This window comes from Candidatus Neomarinimicrobiota bacterium, from assembly GCA_022567655.1.
GTDB lineage: Bacteria > Fidelibacterota > SORT01 > SORT01 > SORT01 > JADFGO01.
On sequence record JADFGO010000017.1, the window covers coordinates 14701 to 27703 of the forward strand.

At 48.3% G+C, this 13003-nt stretch carries 11 protein-coding genes; all 11 read right to left on the reverse strand.

Going from position 1 to position 13003, the window contains the following annotated elements:
* Positions 1–10: 10 nt before the first annotated feature.
* Positions 11–1297: a fibronectin type III domain-containing protein gene (locus IID12_03185; GenBank protein ID MCH8288097.1), complete on the reverse strand. Its 1287-nt coding sequence runs from the start codon at positions 1295–1297 to the stop codon at positions 11–13.
* Positions 1298–1416: 119 nt separating this feature from the next.
* A complete protein-coding gene (locus tag IID12_03190; protein ID MCH8288098.1) occupies positions 1417–2628 on the reverse strand; it encodes a type II secretion system F family protein in 1212 nt (403 codons plus the stop codon).
* Positions 2628–4022 carry a sigma-54-dependent Fis family transcriptional regulator gene (locus tag IID12_03195; protein MCH8288099.1) on the reverse strand — a complete coding sequence of 465 codons (1395 nt, stop codon included), beginning with the start codon at positions 4020–4022 and terminating at the stop codon, positions 2628–2630. The genes IID12_03190 and IID12_03195 overlap by 1 nt, the downstream gene beginning before the upstream one ends.
* A 34-nt stretch (positions 4023–4056) precedes the next feature.
* Complete coding sequence (tadA, locus tag IID12_03200) at positions 4057–5793, reverse strand: Flp pilus assembly complex ATPase component TadA (protein ID MCH8288100.1); 1737 nt, start codon at positions 5791–5793, stop codon at positions 4057–4059.
* A 34-nt stretch (positions 5794–5827) separates the two neighbouring features.
* Positions 5828–6613 (reverse strand): prepilin peptidase, encoded by a 786-nt coding sequence (locus IID12_03205; protein ID MCH8288101.1) that lies wholly within the window; start codon positions 6611–6613, stop codon positions 5828–5830.
* Positions 6614–7036 (reverse strand): response regulator, encoded by a 423-nt coding sequence (locus IID12_03210; GenBank protein ID MCH8288102.1) that lies wholly within the window; start codon positions 7034–7036, stop codon positions 6614–6616.
* 27 nt (positions 7037–7063) lie between these two features.
* Positions 7064–7867 (reverse strand): ABC transporter permease subunit, encoded by an 804-nt coding sequence (locus IID12_03215; GenBank protein ID MCH8288103.1) that lies wholly within the window; start codon positions 7865–7867, stop codon positions 7064–7066.
* Positions 7864–8595, reverse strand: coding sequence for an ABC transporter ATP-binding protein (locus tag IID12_03220; protein ID MCH8288104.1), 732 nt, complete (start codon positions 8593–8595; stop codon positions 7864–7866). The genes IID12_03215 and IID12_03220 overlap by 4 nt, the downstream gene beginning before the upstream one ends.
* Positions 8596–9217: 622 nt before the next feature.
* Positions 9218–10147 carry a tRNA (adenosine(37)-N6)-dimethylallyltransferase MiaA gene (miaA, locus tag IID12_03225; GenBank protein MCH8288105.1) on the reverse strand — a complete coding sequence of 310 codons (930 nt, stop codon included), beginning with the start codon at positions 10145–10147 and terminating at the stop codon, positions 9218–9220.
* Positions 10148–10185: 38 nt separating this feature from the next.
* Entirely contained in the window at positions 10186–11988 is a 1803-nt protein-coding gene (mutL, locus tag IID12_03230; GenBank protein ID MCH8288106.1) for a DNA mismatch repair endonuclease MutL, read from the reverse strand.
* On the reverse strand, positions 11978–12952 hold the full coding sequence (locus tag IID12_03235) for an agmatinase family protein (GenBank protein MCH8288107.1): 975 nt from the start codon (positions 12950–12952) through the stop codon (positions 11978–11980). The genes mutL and IID12_03235 overlap by 11 nt, the downstream gene beginning before the upstream one ends.
* Positions 12953–13003 lie beyond the last annotated feature (51 nt).

The following is a 13003-nucleotide window of genomic DNA, read 5'->3' on the forward strand; positions in this document are numbered from 1 at the left end:
GATATCTCATTTATCTCTCTAATAAAATCCTCCCTCTTAGCGGTTTGATGAACGATCCGAATCTGCTTAATATCTCCCCCGTATTTGTAAATACTTCAATACTCGCCCCGGAAGATGCCGCATCCATCACGACTACGTTAGAGTTGAATGGATTAACCCCGATCCATCTTGGGTCCGAATATCTGTCCGCTAACGTGATTATACGGCTCCCATCCTCGGATAGTTTTGCCAAATCATACAATCCGTTACCGTTGTCGTCTAAAATAAGCCACAGGTCACCGACCGAGGGTTCGACAGCTCCCAGTACCACACCGTTTAGAGAGGGCAGCTCTGTTTTCACACCGGCAGCGCTGATCCGGAAAAAATCACCGTTTGACCTGTTTGCCGCATACGCCGAACCTCTAATTTCATCTAATGCAAGCATAATGCTGTTGCCCGAAAATCCGCTTACTGTTCTCTGCTGGAATCCTCCGATTTCTCTTGAATAGATCACAATGCTGTTTTGTTTGTTGTTCACAACCCAGAAATTGCCCCGCACGGCGTCAAGTTGTCCTTCCACGGCATCCCCGCCGGTGCTGAACGAATCGGCGAGAACGAACGTAGTTGAATCAATATTCTCAAAATGAAAGATACTTCCCGCTGAACCGTCAGTAATCCAAAAATCATCTCTAATAGGGTCGTATTTAACGTCGGTTGGGTCCTCAAATCTCCGTACATTACCGGCTTCATTCGTTAATACGAGCGGATTCTTACCCTTTTGCAACAGAATTAAGGACCTTTCAAAACTGTCCAACAGGTAAATATCTCCTGTGTTCTCATTGACGTCAAAAGCCTCTACAGAAATCAGATCATTGAATACGTCGCTTGTCGTGTGTGCGACATCATGAGTCATTTTCACTAATCGTGCCGAGGACCAATCAAACACCCATGTGATCGTAGGTCCCGGTATTATCTGTTCTTCTTCCGAAGGATCGGATTCCCTTCCGCCGACAAATGCTGCCGTGACCTGATAACCGTACACGACGTCGGCTGATACGGTCGAATCGACGTAAGACGAATCTTCAGTCTCCAACACTTTGTATAATTCCAATTCACCGCCGCCGGCAGAACGGTACAGGTTATATCCGGTAAGATCATCATCTGCAACTCTATCCCAGCTAAGAGTTATCATCAATTTTTCAGAAGTTGCCCTGAGATTAAATTCTCTGAATATTTCAATAGGATCCCTGTCACCGCACGACAGCGTAATTGCAATTACAGCTAAGACGAATGCGTGGAATATAACAAACTTCTTCATACCGGGAGTGCTCAGTGTCCGCAAATTCGAATCAAACCTCTGATAAACATCCCGTAAACCTCTATCAGCAGACGAGATTGCCGACAGCGTTGGGGCTTCGCAGACAGGATAATATTGCTCTATTTGACCGCTTCATACATTCCCCACATCGGCAGGAAGATCCCGAGAGCAATTATCAGAATAAAAACTCCGATGATCACCGTCATCATCGGCTCTACGAGCGACGAAAGTCTCTTCGTCAAATAATCCACCTCTTCATCATATTGATTGTAGATACTGATCAGCATCTCATCAAGGGAACCGGCGTTCTGTCCCGTTCTGATCATCCGAATCGTCATAGGCGGAAAGATTTTGCCCTTTTCAAGAGAATCCGCGAGACTCATGCCTATTTCAACGTCCGACCTCGTATTATCTATTTCCTGGCTGATAGCTGCATTACCGGCTGTCTCGGAACAAATACCGAGCGCTTCTATGATATGTATCCCGCTTGAGTTGAGCGTCTCGAGCATGTGAGTGAATCTCGAGATGGCATTCTTCAAAAAGAGAGGCCCGAACACAGGCAGCTTGAGTTTAAAACCGTCCCACATAAGTCTTCCCTTACGGGTGTCGAGTATCCGCTTGACAGTGTAGATCACGAGGATCAGACCACCGAATGCAAGGTACCAGTAATCGGTTATAATTGTGTTCAATGCCAGCAGCATCTGGGTAATTATCGGCAGTTCAACGCCCGAACGTTCAAACATCACTGTAAATTTCGGTATGATGAACGTTACAGCGAAAAAGAAGGCTAATGTCAGTGCGATCATAACTATAATCGGATAACGCATTGCGCTTTTTATGCTCTTTTTAACGGAATCATCGTGTTCCATGAAATCGCTGAGTCTTCTTAACACATCTTCTAATACCCCGGCGCTTTCGCCTGCCCTGACCATATTTACATATAGATTTGAGAATGTGCCTTTATGCTTTATAAGTGAATCGGAAAAGCTTACTCCCCCGCTTACATCCGTTATTAAAGTTTTGACTATACCCTCGAATTTTTCGTTGTCAGTCTGATCGGACAATGCCTCAAGCGCTGCGACTATAGGAACCCCCGCTGCTATCAGTGTGGCAAGCTGACGGGTAAAGTTGGCGATCTCATCGGTTTTGACTTTTTGAAATTTGTCGAAAAACGACATGCCATCGCCTTTAGATTTTTCTTCCTTGATCTCTATTGGGAAATACTCCTGCCTGTCGAGGAATTCGTTGACCTCCTGTTTGCTTGCGACGTTAAGAACGCCTGTAAAAATCTCACCGGTCAAGTTTTTCGCTTTGTATTTATACTCCGGCATCAGACTTCCTGCGAGTTGGGTTCTTTAATCTCTCTTTTTATCTTTATTTTATAACGCTTGAGTTTATTATACAATGTCGCTCTTGTGATTCCCAGCGCCAGTGAAGCCTGCATGATGTTGCCGTCGGTTATTCTGAGAGCGTTGAGGATCGCTTCCATCTCCACTTTTCTAAGGGGGGCTATGGGAACGGGTTCCGGAACGAGCTCCTCGGTCAGTTCTTTCATGTGAACAGCCTCGGAGCTTAAAGCAAAAGCATCCGGGCTCAGCACGCCGTCTTTTGAGCTTACTACAGCTCTGTTAAGTGCATTGATCAACTCCCTGATATTACCTCTCCAGGGCATTTCCTGCAGCATTTCATACGTTTCGGGCGGAATGATTATCTGTTTTTTCCCGGCGCCGATCATAGTGCCGAGTATCAGTGAACTGAGCAGCGGGATGTCATCTTTCCTCTCCCTGAGTGAAGGCATCGTGATCGGATAAACATTGATCCGGTGGTATAGATCTTCCCTGAATCTCTTTTCTTCTACCTCTTTTTCAAGGTCTTTGTTGGTGGCGACTATCAGCCGCACCTCCACACCTTTCCGCATTACGCCGCCGACCCTTTCCAATTCGCCCGTTTCTATAAACCTTAATATTTTCGATTGGAGCGGCATGCTCATGTCTCCCACTTCGTCGAGAAATAAGGTTCCGTGGTTCGCCGCCTCGAATTTTCCAATCTTATCACTATAAGCGCCGGTGAACGCGCCCTTATCGTATCCGAACAACTCGCTCTCCTGCAAGCTTTCCGGTATTGCGGCGCAGTTGACCGAAACGAAAGGCTGATCTTTGAGATTCCCGTAACGGTGAATTGTTCTTGCGGTTATCTCCTTACCCGTCCCGCTTTCGCCCGTGATCATTACCGTGATATCTGAATCCAGCACGCTGTCGATCTTGGTATATAGCTCCTGTGAAATTCTGCTTTTACCGTCGAGTTCACCATATCCCTGTAGATACGGGTGCAGGAGATCAGGTCTGCGCAGCGATGCTGCTACGTCCACAAAAATCAACGCTTCCTTTACACGGCTAATCAAAACGGCTTGAGTTATAGGTTTAAAGAGAACGTCGAAAGCGCCCTTCTGATAGGCGTCTGTAATCTTATCGGCATTTTCCGGTTCGGCTAACATAATAACAGGCATATGGCTGATCAGTTTTTTCATCTTCTCGAGGACCTTGAGCGAGCTGATCAATGGAAGAGCCATGCTCATGACAACAATATCTGCCTTGTTAATTGCGAGCCAATCGAGAGTATCGAATCCGCTGCTGAGAGAGTGTATATCCCATCCTTCCAACGCACCTAAATCGCAGAATGCTCTCCTGCTTGTGCTGTCAGGATCAACGATTAAAACTTGATGCATATCCGCCCTCGTATTCTTACCTGAGTTAAGCCCATTATTCTGAATCACTTGTTGGGGCAGGCTCTAATTCGGGTTCTGTCCGGCTCTCTTCTTCTTCTAATTCCGACGCGGTGATGACCATTATCTCTTCGAGAGAAGTCAGCCCCTTTATAACTTTTTCCAACCCCTGGCTCCTGAGGGTTTTCATTCCTGACTGTACAGCCGCCTTTTTTATATCGACCGCCGATGCCCCGCTTAATATCAGGTTCACAATCTCCTGATTAGGCAGAAGAATTTCATAAAGCCCTGTCCTTCCCTGATAACCGGTTTTTCGACATGCCATGCATCCTACAGCTTTTCTGAAAATTATATCGTCGGAAGGTTTGAGTCCGAGCGCAGCCAATTCGCTGTCGGAGGGACGGTACCGCTTCGCGCATTCGTTACATAGTTTTCTGACTAACCGCTGCGCTACCACACCTCTTAAGGTGGAAGCCACAAGAAACTTCTCTATTCCCATGTTAAGCAGCCTTGCTATCGCTCCGGCTGCATCGTTCGTATGAACCGTGCTGAAGACCAGATGACCGGTGAGAGCGGCTTGTATCGCCAGCGCTGCCGTATCTACGTCCCTGATCTCCCCGACCATTATAATATCCGGGTCCTGCCTCAGGATACTTCGGAGCGCCGTACTGAAACTTACACCCGCTTTCGGGTTCACCTGACCCTGATTTATATTCGGCAGTTGATACTCGATCGGGTCTTCAATAGTGATTATATTCAGCTCTTCTTTGTTGATTTCATTGATGCTTGCGTACAGCGTGGTGGTTTTACCCGAACCCGTAGGTCCCGTAACGAGTATGATCCCGTTAGGACTGGTAATTAGCTTACGGTATTTGTCAAGCGTTTCGCCTTCTATGCCAAGTGCGGGGAGGGATATCTTGGCGCTCTCCACGTCAAGCACACGAATAACTATCTTCTCCCCGAAAAAAGTAGGATAGGTAGAAATACGCATATCTATCTTCCTGTCGCCTATGAGATGCTGTATCCTGCCGTCCTGCGGCAGTCTCGTCTCTGCGATATCGAGCGACGCTAAAATCTTTACACGGGATATCAGGGCTGACTGAAGTTTCTTCGGCGGTGTGAACACCTCCTGCAGCGAGCCGTCTATCCTGTACCGTATTCGCACCTCATGTTCTCTCGGCTCGATATGAATATCGGAGGCGGAAGTCTTTACCGCCTGGTTTATGATCATATCTATCATCTGCACTACGGAAATATCCTCGGCTGCGGCTTCCGCGCCGAACTCCTGCATCTCGGCTGTCGCTTCCGCGGTGCTCGACTTGGATTTGAGCAGTTCTCCGGTGCCGTAATAGCTATCGAGCGCCTTTTCGATTGCCGTCGAAGTAGCCAGGACGGGTTCCACGTCAAGAAGCGTCGTTCTGGTTATTTCATCTACGGCAAGCACGTCCGAGGGATCGCTCAATGCCACCGTGAGTGTTTCATCCAATACGAATAGAGGCATAACGTTCAGCTTCCGCGCCTGATCGGCTTTCAGCAGCTTCAGAGAATCGATGTCTATCGTATAATCCTCAAGATCGATATACGGCATCTTCGTTTGTTTGCCAAGCGCTTCCATGAGCGTTTCTTCTCCTACTAAATTCTCATCCAACAGAACGCTGCCTAACGGTTTATTTGTCTCCGCCTGGATTTCCAAGCCTCTTTCGAGGTCTTCCTTGGAAATCTTGTTTTCTTTGACGAGTATATCGCCGATCAGATTCATTCCTCTTGCAGTCATATCAGTTCCTTCGTCATATGCCGGTTCAAAATTCTTATCCCAACGCCCATTTAAGGTAAGCGAGCATTATCCCCTCACCCCAGATACCGCTTACTATCGCCCCCAAAGCCAGAAACGGTCCGAACGCGAACGGTTTGCCGAATTTCATCCGTCCCATCAGCAAGCCGCCGATGCTTATCACGGAGGCGAACAATGCGGACAGAAAGATCGCCAATAACGCCATCTGCCATCCGATGAAAAGACCTATCATTACCGCTAATTTTACGTCTCCGAAACCCATTGATTCTTTTTTAAGCACGAATCCGCCGATCAGCGCAATTGCCAGCAGTACGCCACCCATTACCGTACCGCCCGCAAGAGATCCCTTCAGGCTGATCACGTTCCCCATGATCGCGAATATCAAAGCTGAAACTCCGCCGACAAGCAAAACTGAATCGGGTATTAGCTTCGTATCGAGATCGACCATGCTTATTGCCAACAGAATGATACCGAGCGTCAGATACTGCGCGAATTCCCATGATAACCCGAACTGCAAGTACATCCAGACGAACCAGAGCGCCGAACCGAGCTCTACTACCGGATAACGGATCGATATCTGCTCTTTGCATTTCCTGCACTTTCCTCTCAACAGCAGCCAGCTCACAATCGGAATATTGTCGTACGGCTTTATCGGTGTATCACAATGAGGACAATGAGAGCGCGGTTTCACTATCGACTCGCCCCTCGGCAACCTGTATATGACAACGTTCAGAAAGCTGCCGACAGCGGAGCCGATTAGAAATAGATAGATAGTCAGCAGATATTCCGGTTCTACAGACATTTAGAGCAGCGCCTCCTCGATGAAGCCGCCGATTTCACTTTCGGAAAAGAGGTTTCGTATGTTCATCACCAGCTGGTCGTAATCAAGCGGTCTTTTAACAAACCTCTCTATCCGAAGACTATGGATCAAATCGAGATTTTCCTGCGTATCGTTATCAAGGATAGCTATAATAGGTATATCCCGGTACTTCTTATCGAACTTCAAAAGCCTTGCGAGCTTTGCTCCGCTTATTCTCTTGGCGTTTAAACTCGTAATAATGAGGTTCGGTTTTTTCTCCTGTGCAAGAAGCAGCGCTTCGTAGCCGTCGGGGGCGCTCAACACGTCAAAGCCGTTTTCCGGCAGGCGGCTTTCCATCTCTTCTGTTTCGTCAACTTTGTCGCTGACGACCAGAACCACCGGTCTTTTATCGGGATTTTCAGCCATTGGTTCTCCATCTGTTTCTTATTTTAGTCATATTGCTCTCTTTTTGAAAAGAGCCGCCGCTCCTGACAACCACAATCCAGAATATAACACCCCGTACACCAAAGCCCACTTGAAAAAAATCATAATACCCCCGGAGGATTCCAATACCGAACCCGGGCTCACCTCGACCATATGGGGAAGCATATAATATACGGCTTTGGCTCCGAATTTATATATCCCCTCGGCGTTAATCGAAAAGAGGTAAAAATCGCCTGAAAAATATCCTCCGACATAGATCATAGTGCCGAATAGTGACGCAACGAATCCCGGCAGTTTTTGAGCGAACAGCAATATGATCGAATACAGCAATGCAATCTTGAACAGGGCAAGCATAAGAATTTTATGAATTGGAAAACTCATTCCTGAACCGTCGATAAAGAGCACAATCATAAGAAGCACGACATAAGCTGTGTACAAAGAGAGCGAGAGAGACACAGCCCCGATATATTTCCCGAGCAGATACTGCGTGCGTGTGATCGGCTTTACGAGGAATAACCCGATCGTGTTCGATTTAATGTCTTTTCCGATCAGGTTCATCCCTATTAGATATGATACTATGATGGTGAATATTTCAGCGTAGACAAGACCTCCGTCGATAAGAGTGCTTTTCTGGGCGCTGATTCCCTGCGATTTTTCCACTCCCTTCAACACCTGCATTGCTAACTCGTCGTCGAGCAGCACCATGCTCAGGCTGGCGATGAATATCACACCGAGCGCGCTTACTATCAATACTTCGGGTCGTCTGATGAAATCCCCGAAAGTTATCTTTGCCAGATAAAGGCTGACTCTCATTTTTTCTCCAAACTCCCGAGAAAGAGCTCGTTCAGTGAATCCGCCCCGGATTCAGAGAGCAGTTCGTCAAGAGTGCCGGTCATCAACATTTTTCCCTCCGATAGAATCCCTATCCTGTCCGCTATCCGTTCTACTTCCGAGAGCTGATGCGAAGAGAATAAGATGGTTTTACCTCTTTTTCTTCCTTCCTCCAACCTTTCGCTGAACTCCTCCACCGCAACCGGATCCAGACCGGAAGTCGGCTCATCGAGAATTATAATCTGGGGATCATCGATAAATGCGGCTGACAGGGCAACCTTTTGCCTCCAGCCGAGCGAAATGTCGCCCATTCTTCTGTTATATACCTTCTCAAGCTTAAACTCCTCGATTATTTTGTCGGTTCTATCGGTCTTACCGTTAACTCCCGGTGTCAGTCCCGATAGAAATCCCAAAAAGTCCTTGACCCTGAGATGCGGATAGTACGAATGATCTTCCGGCATATAACCGATCCGCACCTGAAATCGGGCGTTTTGATAGTTGTGTCCCATTATCTTTATGTTGCCTTCTGTAAGAGGGATGAAATCAAGCAGTATTTTAATCGTTGTCGTTTTTCCCGAACCGTTGGGACCTATGTACCCGAATATCTCTCCCTCTCCGATTTCAAGAGATATCCCTTTCAGGGCGTCGACATAACTCTTTCTGCCTGTAGCATATCTTTTTTTGAGATTCACTATCTCAATAGCTGCCAATTTACGACTCCGATTCAAGCACTAATGTGATACAGCTTAAATTTTATACACTATTAGTCGGAAATAGTATAAATTTTATACACTTTAATGTCAAGTGTAGAGTGAAAAACGCTGTTTTGCGATAAATTACCTCTAAAGTCAATCGTTTTCTGACTTGGCACAGCTATCGGACGGATGCTATATGTCTGCGTTCACATTCACCGAATTACGCAGGCACCGCCTGTGGCGGAATCGTTTACTCCCCCCTCGAGGGGGGGTGGCTGAGTCCCGATTCATCGGGGCGAAGACGGGGGGTGTGATTTTACGATCATCCCAATTTCTAACGCTCACGGACGGTAACACCCCTCGTCCGTCCCGAAGCTTCGGGACGGACACTCCCCTCAAGGGGAGAGCCTGCTCCTCCCCTCCTTTTCAAGGAGGGGATATAGGGGTGGTTTATTAATAAAATCATTCCTCTTATTCCCCTCTAATAACCAGCCCGCCCGTCTGACCGCTTGCCGGGCAGGACATTGGTCTGGCGGGGATGCCAGGCAGGCAAGGAGGGGACTTAGGGGTGGTTCTCCGCCTAACCCAGCCGTTCAAGGCTGGGTTAGGTGATGTTTTCTATAAAGAAAAAGGGCGTTTACGCCCTTTCGACTCGCCAACGCTCGATAATCTCTTCAGCGGGATCCCGCACCGATTCAATATCGATCCAGATTATCCGTTTATCTGCCCGGAACCAGGTCATCTGCCGCTTTGCGTACCTCCTGCTGTTCTTTTTAATTTCAGCTGTCATTTCGTCCTTTGATATCAAACCATCGAGATATTCTATCACCTCGCTGTATCCGATAGTAGGAAGCTGCTTTAGCGGTTCGCTGAACCCCGACTCCATCAAGCCTCTTACTTCATCTACTAAACCGTTGGAAAGCATCTGATCGACCCGTTCTTCGACCCTCTCGACGAGCAGTTCGCGTCTCAGTTTCAATCCGAAAATGAGTGATTTCAACAGCGGCGTTTTAGCCTGTTGGGTGAACGCTTCCGTGAGAGTCTTTCCGGTAATTTCATATACTTCAAGCGCACGGCTGATGCGCACGCTGTCGTTTGGAGATATTGACGCTGCATAATCTTTATCGATCGTTTCCAGCTTCCGGTATACATGCTCTATCCCGCTCTTTTCTATCTCCGCTGATATCTTTTCCCTTACCGCTTCGCTTTTTGTGTCTCCCTCGAATAGACCGTCCAACAGCGCCCGGAGGTACAGCCCCGAACCGCCAACAACTATCGGCACTCTTCCATTTGAAGAAATTTCGGCTATCACTTTTCTCCCCAATATCCCGAAACTGCCTGCGCTGAAATCATCACCGGGATCGATGATATCTATGAGATGATGAGGAACCGAATCTTTATCTTCCCGGGAGGGTTTTGCGGTGCCTATATCCATACCGCGGTAAACCTGGCGGGCGTCTGCGGACAGTATCTCTCCGCCGATCTCCTTCGCCACCCGGATTGCCACACCCGTCTTTCCAACGGCAGTTGGTCCGACGATTGTCAGAACTTCAGGGCGGTCATCCATGAGATTGCTCGGTTAAAAACGGAACTGTCGAACAGTTTTCATTTTCTTTCAAAACGCTTATCCAGCTCATCCAGCGTCAGGTTTATTATGATAGGTCGTCCATGCGGGCAGAAGTAAGGGTACTCTGTCGTAAAAAGCCGTTCCACGAGGGAAATCATCTCCTCCTGCGTGAGTTTTTCACCCGCTTTTATTGCCGCCTTACAACTGAAACTTGCCGCTAATGCCTTGTGAGCGGGAACTTCCTTGCCGCTTGTCTCACGAAAATTATCGATTATCTCGCTCAATACCCTGCCTTCCGATCCAGCCTTGATATCAGCCGGAACTGCATGAATCAACAGAGTCCGTTCGCCGAACTCTACTATTTCAAATCCGATTTGATTCAGAAAGACGAGAATTTCGAGCAGTACGGAATAATCTTCAGGCGAAAGCTCGACCTTTTGGGGAAAGAGCAGCTGCTGGCTCACTCCGACGCCCTTTTCGATCGAAGCGAGCGCCTTTTCGTACAGGATACGTTCGTGCGCAACATGCTGGTCGATTATCGTCAAGCCGCTCTTAACCTGTGAGATTATGTACTTATTATGCACTTGCCAGACGAGTCCTTCCGGCTGTCCCGGCTCCTTTTTCATTTCCGGAAACGACTCCATGTAGGTCTCGACCGCCGGTGAGAATCCCTTTTTCTTTTCGAGGACCGTCTCATTGCTCACTTCAGTCCTTAATCTCAAGTCAGTAGGTCGACTCTCAGGACGGGAGGGCATGAACTGAATTATTTTTCTGTTGTGATGAGAGCTTACCTCTTCAGCTTCGGTCAACTGCCCCTCAAATGCCGGCTTGAAAGAATCTATCATCTCTTTCGAGCCTATATGAACCGCGTCGTGTACTGTTGATTTGAGCGTTTCGTAAACGTCCCACTCGTTCTTGAACTTCGCCTCCATCTTCGAAGGATGAACGTTGACGTCAACACTCCTCGGGTCTGTCGTGATATTCAGTACGAAAAACGGGAACTCCCCCCTTCCGATCAGATCACCGTAACCCTTGTACACTGCCGAGCTCATCTTCCTGTCGGAAATATACCTCCTGTTGAGGAAAAGGTATTGCTCCCCCCTGCTTCTGCGGATTAGTTTCAGATCTCCCACATACCCTTCTACCTTGACGCTCCTCCCGCTTCCGGATATTTCTATCAAATTCGGGATATACCCGCGATTGAACGTCTCGGCTATTCTGTCCGACAGACCACCCTTTTTGGTCTGGAATACTTTCTTATCCCCGTTATAAAATTCAAACTCCAGCTCGGGGTATCCCAACGCAAACCGTTTGACGGCTTCAAGAATGTGCCTGTATTCAACAGGGGGCGACTTCAGGAATTTTCTTCGCGCCGGAGTCGAATAGAATAGATTCTTCACGGTTATAGAGGTTCCTGCGACAGTTTCAGAGGGGCTTACAGACCGGATAACACCACCGGCTACGCTGATTTTTGTTCCGTTTTTCGCACCCTCGGGCATCGTCGTAATCTCGAATCGCGATACGGAGGCGATGCTCGGCAGCGCTTCCCCGCGGAATCCCAGCGACTCAACCCCGATAAGGTCCTCATAAGAACTTATTTTACTCGTTGCGTGCCTCTCAAGCGCTAAAAGCGATTCATCTTCGGTCATTCCGCTGCCGTTGTCCACAACCTGCATCATCGACTTCCCGCCGTTCACAGCGATGACCTTAATCCGCGATGCCCCCGCATCAATGCTGTTCTCGATAAGTTCCTTGACGACCGAGGCGGGTCGCTCCACAACCTCGCCCGCTGCGATCTTGCTGATGAGATCATCCGGGAGGACTTGAATTCTACCCGCCACTTTTCACCTTCCCCCCGAGGAAGGAGATCAATCCGGTTGCGGCGAGTCGTGCCGTGTTTCCGCTTGGATCGAGATTCGGCGCTACTTCAACCAAGTCCATCCCCTTTACCTTTACATCATTGCCGGCGTAATATAACCCTTCCAAAAATTCGTTGGCGCTTAACCCGCCCGGACTGGGAGCGCTAACTCCGGGCGCCGCGGACTGGTCGACCGAATCCATATCCACGCTCAAGAATATAGCGTCGGTACCTTCTCCCGCCTGCATCAGTGCGCCCCTCATAACGCTTTCCATACCCATATCCCGTACGATTTCCGCAGTTATTATCATCATCTCCTTCGACATGACGTACTCTCTCTGATTCGAGGAGTTCAAAAATCCGTGCAGCCCGATTTGTACCACGTTTTTCCCGCTAACAGGACTCCCCTCGATCTCCTCGAGAATCCGCCTGAAGGGAGTACCGCTCGAAACGTCGTCTCCTTCATATTCTCTCACGTCATGATGCGAGTCAAGCGTTATTATACCGACACTTCCGGTATTCACCTCACAAAATGCTTTAACATGGGCGTAGGTGAGGGAGTGATCTCCGCCGAGTATCATCGGGACCCGGCAATTGCCCATAATTTCCTTCATCGCTTCCCCGACCGCCCGATGAACTTCTTTTACGTTTCCCTCCGGAATAACGACGTTACCGAAGTCAGCCACGCTTACCTCCCTTACGTCCACATCGTGGTCGTAATCGTAAGTCGAATTAAATCGTAATGACTCACGCACGGCATCGGGTCCCTCTCTCGCTCCCTTCCTGCCCTTGACGGCGCCGTCATACGGAACACCGACAAGTCCGAATTCCACCTTTTCTCCTTGATACGGCTTAAAAAGGTCGAGCGCCCGAGGGTCATTTTCATCTAATACTCTCTCGGGGATTTCAGCTTTCGGCTGCTCGAATTTATCGGATAATAAGTTCAAATTCTCGATCTTCTCCTATGCCGTGTCCCATTCACGTATCTCTTTTGAAAT